This is a genomic window from Helicobacter sp. (assembly GCF_029067145.1).
Lineage (GTDB): Bacteria > Campylobacterota > Campylobacteria > Campylobacterales > Helicobacteraceae > Helicobacter_D.
In genome coordinates, this window is record NZ_JAIEFA010000070.1 from 21,008 (window position 1) to 39,603 (window position 18,596).

Genomic DNA, 18,596 nt, shown 5'->3' on the forward strand with positions numbered 1-18,596 from the left:
TTAAAACTATCGCTTTAGCTTATCATAAAAAACATTTGTAGCCTTGACAAAACCATCTACACTTCCGCAATCATAGCGCGTTCCTTTGAATTTATACCCAAGCACCATACCCTTTTTACATTGTTCTAAAAGTGCATCAGTGATTTGAATCTCACCATTTTTTCCGGGTTTGGTGCGATGTAGAATCTCAAAAATATCTGGTGTTAAAATATAGCGTCCTATAATTGCCAAATTGCTTGGAGCTTCCTCTTGGCTTGGTTTTTCAATCATATTATCCACGACAAAAACATCTTCATCTATTTTTCTTCCCGCAATCACGCCATATTTGCTTACTTCTTCTAGCGCAACTTCCTCTACCGCAACGATAGAGCAACGATATTTTGCATAGATTTTACACATTTGACTTAATACGCCCTCCCCTCCCTCATTATCGCATAAATCATCACTCAAAATCACTGCAAAAGGCTCATTTCCGACAAGACTTTCTCCGACTAATATTGCGTGTCCTAAGCCTTTCATTTCCATTTGGCGCGTATAAGAAAAGTTACAAGCCTCTAAAACATGGCGAATATCTTTTAAAAGATTCTCTTTGCTTGTGCCCTTTAGCTGATGTTCTAATTCATAATTAATATCAAAATAATCCTCTAGCGACCTTTTTCCGCGTCCTGTAACGATTGCCATATTAAAGATTCCAGCTTCTATTGCCTCTTCTACACCATATTGAATCAAGGGTTTGTTGATGATAGGTAGCATTTCTTTAGGTGTCGTTTTTGTTGCAGGCAAGAATCGTGTGCCATAGCCAGCAGCTGGAAATAAGCATTTTTTAATCATTTTCTCTCCTTTATAAATAATCCAATAAGCCACTTTGATAAAGTGTATAAAATTGTGCTGCAGTGCGAGGATTGCGTGTGCCTTTTTGGGCAGCATATTGCAATGCGATTCTGCAAATTTTCTCCCATTCTTTTGTATCTTTTTCTTTTTTAAAATATTCCGTCAAAACCTCCAAATATTCCGCATTGCCTTGTGTGTAGAATCCTATACACAAAGGAAAGCGATCGCTTAAAGCAATTTTATCTTCATTTCCTTCATAGCCAAATATTTCGTTCTCATCGTGAAATTCAGGTAACAAATGTCGTCGGTTGGAAGTCGCATAAATTTTTATATTTTTAGGCAAAGATTCTAAACCTCCCTCCAATATGCTTTTAAGGCTTTTATAGGTTTTTTCATCTTGTTCAAAACTCAAATCATCGCAAAAAATAATAAATTTATAATGTTTATTGCGCAAAATATCTAAAACCTCGGGCAGAATCTCCAAATGCTCTTTTTCAATTTGCAAAATCCTCAAACCCTCTTTAGCGTATTGAAGTAAAATCGCCTTAATCAATGAGCTTTTGCCGCAACCTCTTGCGCCCCACAACAAGACATTAACGCCCAAATCACGAAACAAAAAGGATTCTGTGTTGGCACATAAAAGCTTGATTTCTTTTTCTAATCCAAAAAAGGAATCTAGCCTTTGGGATTCTATCTCGCTAATCCCATGCACATAACCGCTTGCGCGATAAATGGCTGCAACTTGCGATTCCAAATTCCAAGCAAAATCTATCATTCTTTGCCTTTTGTGCTCTTTTTGGTCTTTTTCGCGATTGTTTTTTGAGGTTTTTGGCTATGGTAAATGAGCTGTTTATTTTTGTATTCAAAAAATATTTTTCCGCCTTTCTCCAAATCTCCAAATAGCATTAAATCACTCATCGGATTCTTGATTTCTTTTTGAATCACAAGCGCTAAAGGACGCGCGCCAAGCTCGGCATTGAATCCAACTTCAGCCAAATACTCTTTCGCGCTTTTTTCCAAAACAATTTCAATGCCTTTTGCCTTAATTTGCTGATTCAAATCCGTAATGTTTTTTTCTACGATTTTTAAAATCTCTTTTGGACTTAGCGCATTAAAGGCGATAATTGCGTCTAGGCGATTCCTAAATTCGGGTGAAAATGCTTCTTTAATCGCGCTGCTAAAACGCGCGGTAGAATCTTGTTTGAAGCCTAGAATTGGGGATTCTTTAGAGCCAACATTAGAGGTTAAAATCAAAATAACAGAAGAAAAATCAATACTTTGTCCGTTATTGTCAGTTAATTTTCCATAATCCATTACCTGCAAAAAGAGATTTAAGACTTCAGGGTGTGCCTTTTCTACTTCGTCTAAGAGTAGCAAAGTGTGGGGATTTTTCTTTATCATCTCTGTAAGGATTCCACCCTTTTCATAGCCAACATATCCCGCTGCTGCACCAATGAGCTGGGAGGTGGAGAATTTTTCCATATATTCGCTCATATCAATGCGTTCAAAGTTGATATTGAGGGATTTTGCAAGCTCTTTTGCAAGCTCTGTTTTGCCCACTCCGCTTGGACCGCTAAAGAGAAAAGAACCTATGGGTTTATTAGGCGCACTTAGCCCCGCTTTGTTGCGTTTTAGCGCGCTAACGACTTCACTAATGGCTTCGTCTTGTCCAAAGATTCTGCTTTTGAGATGTTTTTCTAGGTTTTTAAGCAAACTTTTATCATTCTTAGTTGCTTCAATTTCCGGAATCTTAGCCATTTTAGCTACCATTTGTTTAATGCTTTGTAGGCTTATCTTACCACTTTTGCCATCTAGCTTGTAGCTTGCGCCCACTTCGTCCATAATGTCAATCGCCTTATCGGGCAAGAATCGCTCGTGCAAATAGCGCACCGATAATTCCACCATTAATGCAATTCCCTCATCGGTGTAGCGCACATTGTGATGATTTTCGTAATATTTTTTCACTCCTTGCAAAATCAAAACGCTTTCCTCTTGTGTTGGCTCTTTGACTTCTACTTTGGCAAAACGACGCGAAAGTGCCTTATCTTTGTCCAAAAAGGAGCGGTATTCGGCATAGGTGCTAGCTCCTATGCAACGTAGTTTTCCATTGCCAAGCATAGGTTTAAGTAGATTGCTTGCGTCCATACTGCCGCTATTTGTTGCTCCCGCACCAATAAGCATATGAATCTCATCAATAAAAAGCACGACATTGCCGCGCTCAAGCACTTCATCACTTAAAAGTTTAATGCGCCTTTCAAAGTCTCCCCGATATTTTGTCCCTGCCACGAGCGCACCCATATTGAGCATATAAATTTCGGTTTTGTCCAAAGGGCTTGCTTCTTGCGCGATTTTAAGAGCTAACCCTTCGGCTACCGCAGTTTTTCCAACACCCGGTTCACCGACTAATAAAGGATTGTTCTTTTTCTTGCGCAATAGAATCTCAAAGCAGCGGCGAATCTCTACTTCTCTGCCGATAACAGGGTCAATCTTGCCCTCTCTTGCTTCTTGCGTTAGATTTGTGCAGAATCTCTCTAGTGCAGATTCTGATTGCTCCTCTTGTTTTTGGCTAGATTCTACCTTGTCCTCTGATTTATTTAAATCAAGATTAAATTCCTCTTGATTTTCTGTGATGTATTCTAAGATACTCAAACGCGTGATTCCTTGCGTTTTAAGCACCTGTGTGCAAAATGCCTTTTCCTCCTCCAAAATCGCAGCAAGCAAATCACTCACCTGCGCTTGTTTGCGTTGTGAGCCTCTTACGTGGCTTATCATCATTTCAATGACGCGCGTAACTGCAAGCGTTTCTTGCGGCATTTCATTGTTCTCTTTATATTCTGGAAAAGCAGCCAAAAAATGCTCCAAGTATCTTTTGACTTGCTGTTTCATTATTTCAATATTTCCGCCGCATTCCTGCAAGGCTTTAATGACTTTTTTGTTTTCTAATAAGGCTTGAAAAATATGCTCTAAGGTTAAATATTCGTGTCCTCTAAGTTTTGCTTCTTTTTGTGCATTTTGTAGCACGACATTTAATTCTTTACTGATTTCAAACATAGTTTTTTCTCTTATATTTTTTCTAAAATTGCGCGTAGCGGATATTGCTTTTCTTTTGCCATTTTGCGCACTTGTACTGCTTTAATCTCGGCAATATCATAAGGATAGATTCCACAAACTCCCTTGCCATTGTGATGAATTTGCAGCATAAGATTGAGCGAATCCTCAAAATTTTTATGAAAGATTTTTTGCAAGACTTCCATTACAAATTCTTGCGTCGTGTAATCATCGTTTAGCAAAATGACTTTATAGCGGATAGGTTCTTGAACTTTCTCTAAAACTTCTGTCGCATTTTCGTATTGTGCATCTTTTGGCACGGAGATTCCTTTTTTGTCTTTATAACGCTGAATAAAGCTCTAATTATAACGCTTTTTCATTGATTTTTACAAGGCATTTGCGATTTTTGCATTTCAAAATAAACCTATTTGGCTTTTTTGTATTTTCTTGAAAATGCAGCCAAGATTCCACCAAAAGCAATGAGAATCATACCGATGACAACTAAGCCGTGTGGCACTTGGTCTCCTAAAATAATTCCTGCCAAAGTCGCCATAAAAATAGTAACATAAGAAATTGCCCCAATCATCGGTGGATTCCCTAGACTATAAGCTTTGGTCATATAAATTTGCGCATACATAGAGACAACCCCAAGTCCCAAAATCAAGCCCCATTCTTGTAAATTTGGCATTACAAAAGGCTCAAATAAGGCGATAGGATAACTTTCATAAGATACAAGTTGCGTTAAAAGCGGCAAAATAGAGCCACTTAACATTAAAGAGCCAATAATAATGCGTGGGTCATAATTCCTTGCAAGTTCTGCGACAGAAAGATAAGCAAGTGCTGCTCCAATCCCACTATAAATGCCAATGAGGAATCCAAGAAAGCTTAAATCAATGCTTTGTGGATTGGAGATAAGCAAGATTCCACCAAATCCCATAAAAATAGCTGTCCAAATCTTCAAAGATACGTGCTCGTGGATAAAAATCATACTCAAAAGCGCCAAAAAAATAGGCGAAGTATAAGAAAATGCAAAGGCTGTACCTAAGGGCATCACAGACATATTATAAAAATATGCCATCATCGCACTTCCCCCAGCAAATCCGCGGAAAAAGAGAATAAAAGGTTTGCCACCTTGTTTAGTTTTGGGAGGATTAAGCATTAAAGCAAAAAGAATCCAAAACAACCCAAAGAAATTTCTTGCAAAGGCAACTTCTATCACAGGCAAATTTGGGGTGAGCATTTTGACAAACATTCCCATAGCGGTAAAGAGCAATGCAGCAAGAAGCATTGCAAGAATTGCTTGTTTGTTAGATTCCATTGTTGATTCCATAAAATTTTTGGCGGAATCGTAAAATCTTATGCCTAAAATTTAGCTAAAGATTTGACAAAGACGCGTTGCTTAAAGTAAAATCAAACTTTGATTTAAAGGTTTTTGAATGGATAAAATATATGGAAGCATTGCGATTATCGGGCGTCCTAATGCGGGTAAAAGCTCACTATTTAACCGATTTTGCAAGCAAAGAATAGCAATCACTTCAGAGATTGCAGGCACGACGCGTGATGTTAAAAAGGCAACCATTTCTCTACAAGGATTGCCCTTTTTGCTCTTAGATACCGGCGGATTAGAGGACAAGGACGCATTATTTCAAAAAGTCTCCAAGCATTCTTTGCAAACTGCTCAAAAGGCGGATTTGATTCTTTATCTTGTAGATGGAAAAACTCCTCCGCAGGCAATAGACAAAGAGATTTTCTATGCCTTAGAGCGCAAAAATCCCAATATTTTTTTAATCATCAATAAAATAGATAATGACAAAGAAAAGCAACAGGCTTGGGAGTTTTTAGAATTTGGAGCAAAGCAAATATTTTTTATCTCAGTTTCTCATAATCGTGGAATCTTAGAGCTTGAAAACGCGATTCTCTCCACTCTTAAAAATGACGCGTTAGAGCAGCTTTTCAGCCAAGAAGCACAAGAGGATTTGGAGGAGCTTTGGGAGGAATCCACAGAGGAAACGCAAACAGAACCTATTAATATCGGAATCATCGGGCGCGTCAATGTCGGCAAAAGCTCGCTTTTGAATGCTTTGCTTCAAAGCGAACGTTCCATTGTCTCTCCTGTTGCTGGCACAACCATAGACCCCGTAGATGAGAGCGGAGAGATTAGGGGACATCAAGTTAATTTCGTAGATACCGCTGGAATCCGAAAAAGAGGCAAGATTGAGGGCTTAGAAAAGTTCGCCTTGCAGCGCACGCGTGAGGTGCTAGAGCGCACAGACATTGCACTTTTGGTGCTTGATGCTTCCGCGCCTTTTGTGGAATTAGATGAGAAAATCGCGGGATTGATAGACGAATATAAGCTTGGCGTGATTGTTGTTTGGAACAAATGGGATATTGCGCACAAGGATTTTAAAGGAATTATGGAGGATTTTAAATTGCGCTTTAAGTTCTTAGAATACGCCCCAATTCTCACGATTTCTGCCAAAAATGGTCGTCACATTCAAAAGCTAGAGGAGGAAATCTTAAAAGTCTATCACAATTTTTCCTTTAGGATTCCCACAGCAAAACTCAATGCAATCCTCAAGGAAGCCACTGCACGCCACCCGATTCCTAGCGACCACGGGAAAATTGTAAAAGTCTATTATGCAACACAATTTGAAAACAAGCCGCCACAAATTGCACTGATTATGAATCGCCCCAAAAGCTTGCATTTCAGCTATAAGAGATATTTAGTGAATTTCTTGCGCGAACATTTTGATTTTAGCGGAACGCGCATTCTTTTTATTGCTCGGGGCAAAAATGATTTTGACGAGGAGGAGTCCTAGTGTGCTTTATATCCTTGTAAAGCCTTTGAAAATGGAATCTTTTAAGTTTGTAATATTATAGATTTGTAGGCGTGGGTGAGTTGTTGCAACGCACGCTTTGCCTTGCAAGGAAAAGGTAGAATCCGAGCAAAAAAGCATAAGGTTGCGATTAATGCAAAAAGTGTCGTTTACCTGTGAAATAAAGTGCGATTCCATTTGCGTTTGCGCATTCAATCACCTCTTCATCGCGAATGCTACCACCGGGTTCAATCACCGCACTCACGCCCACTTTATGCGCCTCCTCAATGGAATCCTTAAAAGGAAAAAATGCCTCACTTGCCAACACGCAACCCCTTAAGTCAAGCCCCATTTCTTGCGCCTTTTTGATTGCGGCTTTTGCTGCATCTACGCGACTTGTCATTCCCATACCCACCGCAACCATTGCGGAATCCTTGACATACACGACACAATTTGACTTCACAAAACTCGCAACTTTGTAGGCAATCTCTAAATCTTGCATTTGCGATTTACTCGCCTGTGTTTTGCTCACACACTTGGCATTTTTGACTTCATTTTCTGTAATAGAATCGGAATCCTGTAAGACAAATCCGCCCTCAATGTGTTTGAAATCCTGCGTGTCTTTGGGGAATTGCAAATACTCTCCACCGCAAACAAAAAGTTTGATTTTTTTCTTTGTTTCAAAGAGCGTTAAGGCTTCTTGCGTGATTTGTGGGGCAACTAACACTTCAATAAAAATCTTATTGATTTCTTGGGCTAGCTCTAAATCCACGATTCCATTGACTGCCACGACACCACCAAAGGCAGAGATAGAATCGCACTTCAATGCTTGTATGTAGGATTCTACCAAAGTGTCTTTGAGTGCGAATCCACAAGGGTTAGCGTGTTTGACGATACAGACACAAGGACGCTTGCCAAAGCTTGAAGCAATTTTCACCGCACTATTAATATCTGTGAGATTGTTAAAGCTAATTTCGCCCTTAAGTGTTTGAAAAGTCTTGGAATAAAAATTCCCAAACTCATAATACGCGCCTTTTTGGTGTGGATTCTCCCCATAACGCGTCGGGGCGACAAGCTTTCCAGCAATGAAATGTGATTCTCCAAAACCGCCATTGAATCGCTTGTTCATATAGTTTGCAATGGTGCAATCATAATGCGCGGTATGCTCGTAAGCCTTAATCATCATCTTTTGGCGAAATTCCAATGTGTTTTGGTTGTTTTGAAGTCGCGTTAAGACTTCCTCATAATCCGCGGGATTCGTGAGGATTAACACGGATTCAAAGTTTTTTGCCGCAGCACGCACCATTGAGGGTCCGCCAATATCTATGTTTTCAATGATTTCTGCAAAATTTTCTGTGCGCTCTATCGTGGCTTTGAAAGGATAAAGATTGACACAGACTAAGGAAATATCACGGATTCCAAACTCTTGTGCCTTTGCCCTATCCTCTGCATTTTCTCTCCGATAAAGAATCCCGCCGTGAATTTTGGGGTGCAAAGTTTTGACACGCCCGTCAAACATTTCTGGACTTTGCGTGTATTTTGCGACATCTAATGCCTGAATATTGTTTTCTTGCAAAACTTTTAATGTCCCACCTGTGGATAGAATCTCATAGCCAAGATTTAGCAAGCCTTTTGCAAACTCTACGATTCCACTTTTATCACTTACACTTAAAAGTGCTGTCATCTCTACTCCTTTTTATTAGATTTACGCCTTTATCATTTTAAATAATGCCCAAAAACTTACTAAACATAATATGAAAATAGGCAATAAAATGCTAAATTCTGGCTGCAATAAGCCACTAATGGATAATCTTGAAAAGCTAAAAAAGATTCCCCAACTCATTAAAACTGCTAAAATCATTTCTAGTGTAACGAGGCTTAAATTTGCATAGCGATTGGAGTTTGGCGTAAAATTAGCAAGACAAATCATTGCAAGAGGTGCAAAAAGCGGAAAAAAGATTAAATTATAAAACAATCCGCGAATCTTTTGTGTATTAACCCCCTGCTCTTTTAAAAGCATAATTGCTTCATACGCGTCAATAATGGAGATATTGCCCTTTCTTTCATAAATATTTTCCAAAATCTTGGGCTTAAAGCCGTGCAAGGTTGTATAACTCTCTTCGTTTTGAATCATTAGCGGATTTTGCCCAATCTGCAAGACATTATCAAAATTTGCAATCGTAACATTTTGCAGATTCCATTCTTCCCCATTAAAAACTGCTTTTTGGGATTCTATCATACGTAATATTAGGCTGTTATCTTCGTTAAACTCGTAAATTTGCACATTTTCCGCACTTTGCAATAAGGGGAAAATCTTTTCAAAATAAATATAAGTATTGTTGTATTTCACAAATAAATCCCTTTTGACATTACCTAAAAAACCCTCATCAATAATCAAATCCACCTGCTCTTTTGCGTAGGCAAAAGATGTTGCATTGAGCGCAATAAAACAAAAAGTCATTAAAAAACTAAGCAAAAAAATGGGCAAAAAAATCTTAATTTTTGAATAACCAAGTGCCAAAAACGCAGTCCATTGTGAATTTCTAAGCAAAACAATCATAAGCACGATTTGCGCTAAAATCAAAGAAAGTGGCAAGATGAATTGACTCGCATACATAAAATCATAAACTAACAAAAGCACGATTAAATTCGCAGAATTTGGAAGCTCATCTAAATATTTCACTAAATCAATCACAACAAAAAAACATTCTAATGAAACAAACAAAAAGAAAAAATATTTTAAATATAAAAACCCAATATAACGAAAAAATAAGCTCATTGAACTTCTTTATTTTGGAGTTGTGGTGTTAAAGTTAGGAGGCTAGAGATTTTATTTGCTAGCTCCTTGGGGGATTCTAATTGTGCAATTTCTAACGCTGCTTTTGCACAATGTGCAATCAAAGCGGGATTTGCTACTTGCTCCTGTGAATCAAAATCACTTAAAACCCAATGCGTTACTTGCTCTTTTGCAGCGGGTTTGCCTATTCCATAGCGAATTCTATAATATTCATTGCCACACAAAGCATCAATGGATTTCAATCCATTATGTCCCCCACTTCCTCCGCCAAATTTAAATCTCACTGCTCCAAAAGGCAAATCTAGCTCATCGTGAAGGACTAGAAATTCATTGATTTTATAAAAATTTCTCACACTTTGCACGGATTTTCCAGATAGATTCATAAAAGTTTGCGGTTTTAAGAGGAGAATTTGATTGGATTTATAAACTTCACCTTGAAAGTTTTTATCGCTTTGCTTTGTGGCATTAAGGGAAGAGATTAAGGAATCCACGACTTTAAAGCCGATATTGTGTCTGTTATTTTGATATTTTTGACCCGGATTCCCTAAACCTACGATGAGAAACATTTTATTAGCGAGATTTAATCACACCAACAATCGCAACATCATCGCGTTCAAAAATTTTTACTCCTTCAAATGCTGGCAAATCTCTTACAAGAACAACATCTCCTACATCTAAATCTGTTACATTGATTTCATAATTTTTTGGTAGGTTTTCAGGCTTAGACTTGACTTTGATACGTTTTTTAGACATCATCAAAACACCTTTGTTTTTGAGACCTTTTGGAGTTCCAACCGTGCAAACTTTGACAGAATATTTTGCCTCCACTCCTTGTTGTGCGAGCATTAAATCTACGTGGATAATTTCGCTTGTAACAGGGTCTTTTTGATATTCTTGAATTACGACAGGATATTTCTGTGTGCCAACTTCTACTTCAAAGATTAAATCTGTTTTACTTTTTACCTCACGAATAAAAGCATTGCGTTTAAAAGCACAATGGATATTTTCTTTGCCCTTTCCATAGATATTGGCAATTAGATAACCATTTTTTCTTAAAGTCTTGACATCAGACTTAGAAATACTCTCTCTAATTATTCCACTTAACATTGTGTATCCTTAAAATTAAAATAAACTTGCCATTATAGCGGATTTTTTTAAAACTTGATTTAAATTATTCTAAACTTGCTAAAATCTTTCCAAAAGCAACTTTAAAATCTTCCAAGCCCTGTTCTAATAGTTCTTTACTGACTTTATTCAAATCCACCCCCGCTTCTTTCACATTTGCAAAAAATTCTTCCAACTCATCCATATCTGGCAAATAGGCTTCCTCTACATCTCCTAATTCCATAAAAGCATTTAAGGCAGTCAGTGGTGCAGTATTTACCGCATAAGGGTGATAAAGCTCCTTGATATAATACTCGGGCTCTAAGTCCTCGCCTTTGACGCCTGTGCTAGCAAAAAGCGCCCTCACACCAGAGAGAGAATAACTATTGAGGATATGATATAAATATTGTGCATTTTTGATTCCCAAAGTTGCGTTTGGGATTCCTTTTTCTTGCAGGATAGAATCGCATTTGCGGTCAAAACGTGAAACAAAAATGCTCACAACTGCGCGGGGAAAGTCTTTTAATTCTTTTTTGCTTGTTTGCTTAAGTCGTTCGTAGCCCTTTTTAAATGACTCCATACAACCCACTACTTGTTCTTTGTTGAAAACCAAAGTTGCATTGACGGAGATTCCTTGGGCAATAAGTTCTTCCATTGCTCCAAACCCTGCTTTTGTAGCTGGAATCTTAATCATTACATTAGGATAACCAATATCGTTAAACAAGCGCACGCCTTCTTCAATCGTTGCTTTGGCATCTTCGCACAGATTAGGGTCTACCTCAATGCTAATATAGCCATCATTGGGATTTGCATCATAAAGCGGCTTAAGCAACTCTGCGGCGCGTTGAATATCTGTTTTGGCAAGTGCTTCATAAATTTCTTTTGGGCTTTTGCCTTTCAAGGAATCTTTTTGTGCTTGATAGCTTTCACTTAAAAAAGCCTGTTGGAAAATAGCTGGATTGCTTGTCGCACCCTCTATCAAATCCCCCTCAATCATTTTAATAAAATCATTTTCTAAAAAATCTCTTTCTATAAAATCACACCAAAGTGAAAGTAACGCACTTTCTTGCATATTATCCTCCTTAATCTAAATATGTTTTGATGAGCATTAAATCTTTTTTGTCAATAATGATATTTGCAGCCTCTTGCAAAACTACGTTTGCACAAAATGCTACTTTTTTACTAGCATACTTAAACATAGAAATATCATTTGCGCCATCACCGATTACTATCGTTGTTTCGTAAGTCGCATTCAATAGGATTTGCAATTTTTCAAGCATACGCCCTTTAGAATACGCAAACATCATTTCTCCTCCTACTTCTCCTGTCAATACATTATTTTTACGATGTAAAATATTGCTAAAATACATATCATAACCTAATGCTTTCTGCCCTGCGCTCACTCCTTCATCAAACCCGCCGCTAAAAACTACAATTTTATAATCGCGTTTTTTTAATTCTGCAATCAATTCTTTCGCACCCGGATTGTAATGCAAATGATTGCACACAGCATATACTTTTTCTAAAGGCATACCCTTTAAAGTCGCTACACGTTTTTTTAAGCTATCATAAAAATCTAATTGACCCGCCATCGCTTCTTTTGTGATTTTACTTACTTCTGCTTCGCTATTGTTAGCGCGTGCCAACAAATTAATTGTTTCGCCGTCCATTAAAGTGGAATCAAAATCAAACACTGCAAGTTTCAAACCAATCCTTAATTTTAAAATAATAACTATTATACAACGTCAAAAATATAAAAGTATTTCAAAAACGAAGTTTAATTTATTTTTTTAGGTTTTTTAAAGCAAGCAGAGCTTTAAAGCCCTACTTTTAGCCGTTAAGAGATTCCGAGTTTCTTTTCAAGCTGAACAATTCTATCCCAAGTTTCAATCATAGAATCGGGATTAAGAGAAATAGAAGTAATACCATTTTCTACCAAAAATTCTGCAATTTCTGGATAATCACTCGGGGCTTGTCCGCAGATTCCGCAGTATTTATTGTGTTTTTTACAAGATTCAATTGCCATTTTAAACATTTTTAATAATGCTGGATTGCGTTCATCAAAAATATGGCTTACTAGCTCACCATCTCTATCCACTCCCAAAGTAAGTTGTGTTAAGTCGTTAGAACCGATAGAAAATCCATCAAAGAGTTGCAAAAATTCGTCCGCTAAAATCACATTGACTGGCAATTCACACATTACATAAATTTCTAAACCATTTTCCCCTTGTACCAAGCCATTTTTGCGCATAATATCAAGCACTCTGCGCCCTTCTTCAGGTGTTCTTAGGAATGGAATCATAATTTTCATATTAGAAAATCCCATTTCATTTCGCGCCATAGCAAGTGCTTCACATTCCCATTCAAACGCTTGTCGGTATTGTTCAGAATAATAGCGACTTGCTCCACGATAACCAATCATTGGATTCTCTTCGTTAGGCTCATAATCCTTTCCGCCCACCATACGGCAATATTCGTTGGACTTAAAGTCGCTTGTGCGCACAATAACAGGTTTGGGATAAAAAGCAGAAGCAATCATTCCAACACCCTCTGCAATCTTTTTGACAAAAAAGTCTTTTGGATTCGCATAGCCTGACATAATCTCTCTTACGCTTTCTACGCCATCAAATTCCTTATTACCATTGTGCAAATCAATCAATGCCAAAGGGTGTGCTTTGATATAATTATTAATAATAAATTCCATTCTAGCAAGCCCTACACCATTATTTGGAATCATAGAAAATGAAAAGGCTTTTTCGGGATTCCCGATATTCATATAGATTTTAGTTTTTGGTTGTTCCAATGCACTCAAGTCAATTTTTTCTACTTCATATTCATAAATACCATTATAAACAAAGCCATCTTCGCCTTCTGCACAAGAAACGGTAACCTCCATACCTGTTTCTAACTTTTCTGTGGCACCCACTGCCCCAACAATTGCTGGCACACCAATTTCGCGTGCGACAATCGCAGCGTGGCAAGTGCGCCCTCCACGATTCGTAATCACTGCTGCTGCTTTTTTCATCGCAGGTTCCCAATCGGGGTCTGTGTTATCAGTTACAAGAATCTCTCCTTGTTTTAATTCACCCATATTGGAAATATTGTCAATCACACGGATTTTTCCGATTCCAATCTTGCCACCCACTGCTTTACCTGTTAGCAGAATTTCTTTGTCGCCTTTATCTTTAAGGAAATATTTTTCAAAAGTATTACTTTGTTTTTTCATTTTTTGGCTTTGCACGGTTTCAGGACGCGCTTGCACGATGAAAATTTCTCCGCTATTTCCATCTTTTGCCCATTCCATATCCATTGGACGATATTCACCTGCTTCCTTAGAATAGTGTCTTTCAATTAACATTGCATAACGAGCCAAAGTTAGCACTTCGTCATCTTCTAATGAAAAGCTTTTAAGTTCTTCTTCTGTTGTTTCAATGTTTTTTGTTGGGTGTTTTGCGCCCGAGGCTGCATACACCATTTTAATATTTTTAAATCCTAGCTGACGCTTTAGAATCGGTCGTTTTCCTAGCTCTAAAGAAGGCTTAAAAACATAAAATTCGTCAGGATTCACGGTTCCACCCACGACATTTTCTCCGAGCCCCCAACTAGAAGTAATAAAGACTGCGTCTTTGAAGCCTGTCTCTGTGTCAATGCTAAACATAACTCCCGAGCTTCCCTTGTCCGAACGCACCATTTTTTGCACTCCGACAGAAAGGGCAACCTTAAAATGGTCAAATCCCCTTGAGGCACGATAACTCACTGCTCTGTCTGTAAAAAGTGAGGCAAAGCAAGATTTCACATAGTGGATTAGCTCTGTTTGACCTTGCACACTCAAATAAGTGTCTTGCTGCCCCGCAAAACTCGCATCGGGCAAATCCTCTGCGGTTGCAGAGCTTCTGACTGCCACATCAGCTTCTTCCATTTTATATTCTTCACTCAAGATTTTATAGGCTTCTAAAATCTCTTTGCGCAAATCTTCTGGCAATGGTGTGCCAAAAATCATATCGCGAATTTTTTTGGAGCGAACGTTTAATACATCAATTTCGGTTACATCAATCCCATCAAGCAATTCTTTGATTTTCTCTCGAATCCCTGCACTATCTAGCAAATACCAATATGCCTCACTTGTAATCGCAAAACCATTGGGAACTTTGATTCCCATTGGCACAAGCTCTTGAAACATTTCTCCGATACTTGCATTTTTTCCCCCAACAATAGGGACATCTTTGTTGTTTAGCTCTTTGAAAAACTTGATGTATTTCATCTTAGATTTCTCCTTAAAATTCCTGCTGAAAAATTGTTTTAAAAATAAAACGCGAATATTTTACTGAATTTAACTTTATCTCAATCTTAGTTTATCTATACTTTATGCGTCATTTGATAAACTTTCATTGATTTTGCAAATTTTACACATCAAAGACACAAAATTGCATTTTTTATTGTAAGGAACAAAATGAAAAACCTATCCCAAGTCTTGAAGCAGCATAAATTAACACAAGAGGATTATCAAAAGATTTTAGGTATCTTAGGACGAGAACCTAATCTCGTAGAACTTGGTATTTTTTCGGCTATGTGGAGCGAACATTGTAGTTATAAATCTAGCAAAATTTATCTTAATGGCTTTCCTACACGCGCTCCTTGGGTGATTCAAGGACCTGGAGAAAACGCTGGCGTCATTGATATTGGCGGAGGATATGGAGCAGTCTTTAAAATGGAATCGCACAATCACCCAAGCTTCATTGAACCCTATGCGGGGGCTGCAACGGGTGTAGGCGGGATTATGCGCGATATTTTTACAATGGGAGCAAGAGTTGTCGCAAGCCTAAACTCCATTCGTTTTGGCGATATTACCAAAAAGGATTCCATAGGAGCGAAGCACCGCTATTTGTTGCGTGGCGTTGTCGCTGGAATCGGGGGTTATGGAAATTGTATGGGTGTGCCAACTATTGGTGGGGAAATGAGTTTTGAGCCTAGTTATGAGGGAAATATTCTTGTCAATGCCTTTTCTCTTGGAATCGTTAAAAATGATGAAATCTTTTATGGTAAAGCAGAGGGAATCGGAAACCCTGTGATTTATGTTGGTTCTAAAACGGGGCGCGATGGATTGGGCGGAGCGGTAATGAGTAGTGATTCCTTTAGTGAGGATTCCAAATCTTTGCGCCCAACAGTGCAAGTAGGCGACCCTTTTACTGAAAAGTTACTTTTGGAGGCTTGTTTGGAACTTTTTAAACAAGATTTGATTGTTGGAATCCAAGATATGGGAGCAGCAGGACTTACAAGCTCTAGCTTTGAAATGGCAGGACGCAGTGGAAGCGGAATGGTAATGCACTTAGATAAAGTGCCTATGCGAGAGGCAGGAATGACGCCTTATGAACTAATGCTTAGCGAATCCCAAGAGCGAATGCTAATCTGCGCTAAAAAAGGCTGTGAGGCAAGAATCATAGAAATTTTTTCCAAATGGGAATTGGATTGCGCAATTATCGGTGAAGTAACTAATAGCGGCAAAATGGAACTCTTTTGGTATAATGAAAAATGTGCGGAGATTCCTATCGCTCCTTTGAGTGAAAAAGCACCTGTGCTAGAAAGACCCGTGAGTGAAAATCCGCATTATTTGGATTCTATCGCACCTTTGGATGAGAAAAGTTTGCGTGCGCAGGAATCTCAAAAAGTTTTTGAATCCCTGCTTAAAAGCCCGGAAATCTGCGACAAAGCTTGGGTTTATACACAATACGATTCCACCGTGCAAACCAATACAATTATTCCTAGTGGCGCGGGCGGTGCAAGTGTGATTCGTGTTAAGGAAAATGGCAAAGGTTTAGGAATGAGTGTCGCGTGCCAAAGCCGATTATGCTATCTCAATCCAAGAGAGGGGGCAAAGCAAGCTGTGGCAAAAGTCGGGCGCGATATTGCCTTGCGTGGCGGACGCGCTTTAGCAATCACGGATTGTTTGAACTTTGGCAGCCCAGAGAATCCAGAAGTAATGTGGCAATTCAAAGAATCCTGCGAAGGCATTAAAGAAGCTTGCAAAGCCCTTAATACACCTGTTGTTAGCGGTAATGTCAGTCTCTATAACCAAACCAATGGTAAAGATATTTATCCTACACCAAGCATTGCGGGAGTGGGCGTAATTGACGCGGTAGATAATGTCCTTTCCTCACATTTCAAAGAAGCGGGATTGGAAATCTATCGCCTTGCTCCGCAGGGAATCCAGCCAAAATTTGGCGCGAGCTTGGTCGCAAAATATTTTGGAGAATCTTTTAAGAGCGAAATTGCAAAAATCAATTTACAAGATGAGCTTTTCTTGTGGAATTTTCTCAATGTCGCTAATGAATATGGATTGCTTAAAGCAGCGGTGGATATTTATCAAGGGGGCTTGGCAATGGCATTAGCCAAAGCTTGCATAAGAGGAAATATTGGCGTTACAACCACAGCAAAGTTTAGCTTTGATGAACTTTTTGGTGAAGCACCGACACAGATTCTACTTGCCATAGAATCGCAAAATCTTGAAAAACTCACTCCTTTGCTCCAAAATTCAAACTTGAAGCTAACCAAAGTCGCAACACTCGGCGGAGAAACGCTCCAGATTGGCGACATTACAATACCACTCCACAATGCAAATCAAATCTTTTATCAACAATTCCAAAACATTGTGGAAGCGCTTTAGTTCTTGTTTTAAGATTCCATTGTGGAATCTTAAAGATTGCTTTAAAGCCCTATTTTTCTTATTTCCCTTATTGTCTTATGCGCAGGATTCTAAAACTTCGCTGATACAACCCAATTTTATGGACTTTGACCAATTTTATACTCAAGTGCATAAACAAACACTGGAGCGCAATTTCGTGCGATTTCGTCATCGTATCGTTGTCAGTCGTGAGGGGTATCACTCATTATCCCTTAAAGAAAGGGAGGCACTAGATAAGATGCACGCGCTTGTATTGGTGTTTAGCAAGATTTCGTGGTTTATCTATTTTAATGAACAAAGCGGGGTTGGAATCTCTACGACTGCAAATAGTCATTTGCAATTTGATATTCGTTATTATGAGACTTTGCGTGATATTGGGATTGACAGGGACATCAAAGCAATGTGTGTCCTCCCCTACTTTGACAAATGTATTTTGCTTGGGTTCAAGATGTTTTGACATTATTGTTTGCAAACAATGAGAATCTTTCCTTTTAGACTATTAATTTTATTTTAAATTAGATAAAATTCGAATTCTCATCTAAAACAAGGAGCGCATGATATTAATGTTTGATAATGCAATTATTGCTGGTGGTGGACCAAGCTTAAAACAAATTGATTATTCTAGACTTCCTAAGAATTTTGATGTTTTTAGGGTTAATTTTTTTTATTTTGAAGAACAATACTATCTAGGTGATAAGGTAAAAGTTTGTACGACTTTTCCTGCAAACTTTTTTCAGTACTATTACGCAATGCATCAACTTAAACAAAAAAAGGAATATCAAATTGATACTATTGCTTGCGCTTTCTATGATATTCAATGTATATTTGAAAAAGAAATCAATTATCTCAAAAAAAATTTTAAAGCATTATTCCCAGACGCTCTTAATCCACTAGAAATTAAAGAAATTTATCCTTTCCTTGCTTTTCATAGCTTTAGAAAACTATATTTAGATACTCATTTGATAGAAAGAACAGGAATTTATACCATAGCACTTGCTTGTGCCTTAGGTTATAAGAAAATCTACCTAGCAGGGTTTGACACCTATCAACCAAATGTTTTAGCCGCTTGTTAAATTCTTTTATGGTAAAATCATATCATTGTAAATAAAAGAAATTTTCTAGTTTTAGCCGCTTGTTAAATTCTTTTATGGTAAAATTGGGAATTTCACAAGCACTTACAACGGGAAGTTTTAGCCGCTTGTTAAATTCTTTTATGGTAAAATGCGGCATTTAAAGAGTGTTCCGTCTATTTTGTTTGAGCCGCTTGTTAAATTCTGTTATGGTAAAATTAATAAAAAACGCAATAGTTTCAACGCGGAGT

The 18,596-nt window shown here is 38.1% G+C and carries 16 protein-coding genes; 4 read left to right on the forward strand and 12 right to left on the reverse strand.

Going from position 1 to position 18,596, the window contains the following annotated elements; all coding sequences use genetic code 11:
- Positions 1 to 6 precede the first annotated feature (6 nt).
- From galU to K2N75_RS07225, 5 genes are all read right to left on the reverse strand, one after another.
- On the reverse strand, positions 7 to 831 hold the full coding sequence (gene galU / locus K2N75_RS07205; protein ID WP_297679787.1) for a UTP--glucose-1-phosphate uridylyltransferase GalU: 825 nt from the start codon (positions 829 to 831) through the stop codon (positions 7 to 9).
- A 10-nt stretch (positions 832 to 841) separates the two neighbouring features.
- Entirely contained in the window at positions 842 to 1,606 is a 765-nt protein-coding gene (locus K2N75_RS07210) for a DUF815 domain-containing protein (RefSeq protein ID WP_297679786.1), read from the reverse strand.
- On the reverse strand, positions 1,603 to 3,882 hold the full coding sequence (locus K2N75_RS07215) for an AAA family ATPase (RefSeq protein ID WP_297679785.1): 2,280 nt from the start codon (positions 3,880 to 3,882) through the stop codon (positions 1,603 to 1,605). Before K2N75_RS07215 ends, K2N75_RS07210 begins: the two co-directional genes overlap by 4 nt.
- Positions 3,883 to 3,893: 11 nt before the next feature.
- Positions 3,894 to 4,199: an ATP-dependent Clp protease adaptor ClpS gene (locus K2N75_RS07220; RefSeq protein WP_297679784.1), complete on the reverse strand. Its 306-nt coding sequence runs from the start codon at positions 4,197 to 4,199 to the stop codon at positions 3,894 to 3,896.
- A 104-nt stretch (positions 4,200 to 4,303) separates the two neighbouring features.
- Positions 4,304 to 5,197 (reverse strand): DMT family transporter, encoded by an 894-nt coding sequence (locus tag K2N75_RS07225; RefSeq protein ID WP_297679783.1) that lies wholly within the window; start codon positions 5,195 to 5,197, stop codon positions 4,304 to 4,306.
- 118 nt (positions 5,198 to 5,315) lie between these two features.
- Here K2N75_RS07225 and der point away from each other — a divergent pair, with 118 nt between their 5' ends.
- A complete protein-coding gene (gene der / locus K2N75_RS07230) occupies positions 5,316 to 6,698 on the forward strand; it encodes a ribosome biogenesis GTPase Der (RefSeq protein WP_297679782.1) in 1,383 nt (460 codons plus the stop codon).
- A 148-nt stretch (positions 6,699 to 6,846) separates the two neighbouring features.
- Here the strand turns inward: der and purH are convergent, their stop codons facing one another.
- The 7 genes from purH to ppsA form a co-directional block, all read right to left on the reverse strand.
- Positions 6,847 to 8,379 carry a bifunctional phosphoribosylaminoimidazolecarboxamide formyltransferase/IMP cyclohydrolase gene (purH, locus tag K2N75_RS07235; protein WP_297679781.1) on the reverse strand — a complete coding sequence of 511 codons (1,533 nt, stop codon included), beginning with the start codon at positions 8,377 to 8,379 and terminating at the stop codon, positions 6,847 to 6,849.
- 21 nt (positions 8,380 to 8,400) lie between these two features.
- Positions 8,401 to 9,474: an LptF/LptG family permease gene (locus K2N75_RS07240; protein WP_297679780.1), complete on the reverse strand. Its 1,074-nt coding sequence runs from the start codon at positions 9,472 to 9,474 to the stop codon at positions 8,401 to 8,403.
- Positions 9,471 to 10,058 (reverse strand): aminoacyl-tRNA hydrolase, encoded by a 588-nt coding sequence (pth, locus tag K2N75_RS07245; protein WP_297679779.1) that lies wholly within the window; start codon positions 10,056 to 10,058, stop codon positions 9,471 to 9,473. The genes K2N75_RS07240 and pth overlap by 4 nt, the downstream gene beginning before the upstream one ends.
- A gap of 4 nt (positions 10,059 to 10,062) precedes the next feature.
- Positions 10,063 to 10,599 (reverse strand): 50S ribosomal protein L25/general stress protein Ctc, encoded by a 537-nt coding sequence (locus K2N75_RS07250; RefSeq protein WP_297679778.1) that lies wholly within the window; start codon positions 10,597 to 10,599, stop codon positions 10,063 to 10,065.
- A 64-nt stretch (positions 10,600 to 10,663) separates the two neighbouring features.
- Positions 10,664 to 11,668 (reverse strand): transaldolase, encoded by a 1,005-nt coding sequence (locus tag K2N75_RS07255; protein WP_297679777.1) that lies wholly within the window; start codon positions 11,666 to 11,668, stop codon positions 10,664 to 10,666.
- A 10-nt stretch (positions 11,669 to 11,678) separates the two neighbouring features.
- Positions 11,679 to 12,302 carry a phosphoserine phosphatase SerB gene (gene serB / locus K2N75_RS07260; RefSeq protein ID WP_297679776.1) on the reverse strand — a complete coding sequence of 208 codons (624 nt, stop codon included), beginning with the start codon at positions 12,300 to 12,302 and terminating at the stop codon, positions 11,679 to 11,681.
- A gap of 131 nt (positions 12,303 to 12,433) precedes the next feature.
- Entirely contained in the window at positions 12,434 to 14,857 is a 2,424-nt protein-coding gene (gene ppsA, locus K2N75_RS07265) for a pyruvate, water dikinase (RefSeq protein WP_297679775.1), read from the reverse strand.
- Between the two features lie 189 nt (positions 14,858 to 15,046).
- Between ppsA and purL the strand changes: the two genes are divergently transcribed.
- The 3 genes from purL (at position 15,047) to K2N75_RS07280 (ending at position 18,348) form a co-directional block, all read left to right on the forward strand.
- Positions 15,047 to 17,257 carry a phosphoribosylformylglycinamidine synthase subunit PurL gene (gene purL / locus K2N75_RS07270; RefSeq protein ID WP_297679774.1) on the forward strand — a complete coding sequence of 737 codons (2,211 nt, stop codon included), beginning with the start codon at positions 15,047 to 15,049 and terminating at the stop codon, positions 17,255 to 17,257.
- A 19-nt stretch (positions 17,258 to 17,276) separates the two neighbouring features.
- Positions 17,277 to 17,732, forward strand: coding sequence for a hypothetical protein (locus K2N75_RS07275; RefSeq protein WP_297679773.1), 456 nt, complete (start codon positions 17,277 to 17,279; stop codon positions 17,730 to 17,732).
- 106 nt (positions 17,733 to 17,838) lie between these two features.
- A complete protein-coding gene (locus K2N75_RS07280) occupies positions 17,839 to 18,348 on the forward strand; it encodes an alpha-2,3-sialyltransferase (protein ID WP_300120238.1) in 510 nt (169 codons plus the stop codon).
- The last annotated feature ends 248 nt before the right edge of the window (positions 18,349 to 18,596 follow it).

Bases quoted from the DNA above. Each gene is read 5' to 3' on its own strand.
- galU (WP_297679787.1), bottom strand. From the start codon at position 831: ATGATTAAAAAATGCTTATTTCCAGCTGCTGGCTATGGCACACGATTC.
- K2N75_RS07210 (WP_297679786.1), bottom strand. From the start codon at position 1,606: ATGATAGATTTTGCTTGGAATTTGGAATCGCAAGTTGCAGCCATTTAT.
- K2N75_RS07215 (WP_297679785.1), bottom strand. From the start codon at position 3,882: ATGTTTGAAATCAGTAAAGAATTAAATGTCGTGCTACAAAATGCACAA.
- K2N75_RS07225 (WP_297679783.1), bottom strand. From the start codon at position 5,197: ATGGAATCTAACAAACAAGCAATTCTTGCAATGCTTCTTGCTGCATTG.
- der (WP_297679782.1), top strand. From the start codon at position 5,316: ATGGATAAAATATATGGAAGCATTGCGATTATCGGGCGTCCTAATGCG.
- purH (WP_297679781.1), bottom strand. From the start codon at position 8,379: ATGACAGCACTTTTAAGTGTAAGTGATAAAAGTGGAATCGTAGAGTTT.
- K2N75_RS07240 (WP_297679780.1), bottom strand. From the start codon at position 9,474: ATGAGCTTATTTTTTCGTTATATTGGGTTTTTATATTTAAAATATTTT.
- pth (WP_297679779.1), bottom strand. From the start codon at position 10,058: ATGTTTCTCATCGTAGGTTTAGGGAATCCGGGTCAAAAATATCAAAAT.
- K2N75_RS07250 (WP_297679778.1), bottom strand. From the start codon at position 10,599: ATGTTAAGTGGAATAATTAGAGAGAGTATTTCTAAGTCTGATGTCAAG.
- K2N75_RS07255 (WP_297679777.1), bottom strand. From the start codon at position 11,668: ATGCAAGAAAGTGCGTTACTTTCACTTTGGTGTGATTTTATAGAAAGA.
- ppsA (WP_297679775.1), bottom strand. From the start codon at position 14,857: ATGAAATACATCAAGTTTTTCAAAGAGCTAAACAACAAAGATGTCCCT.
- purL (WP_297679774.1), top strand. From the start codon at position 15,047: ATGAAAAACCTATCCCAAGTCTTGAAGCAGCATAAATTAACACAAGAG.
- K2N75_RS07280 (WP_300120238.1), top strand. From the start codon at position 17,839: ATGTTTGATAATGCAATTATTGCTGGTGGTGGACCAAGCTTAAAACAA.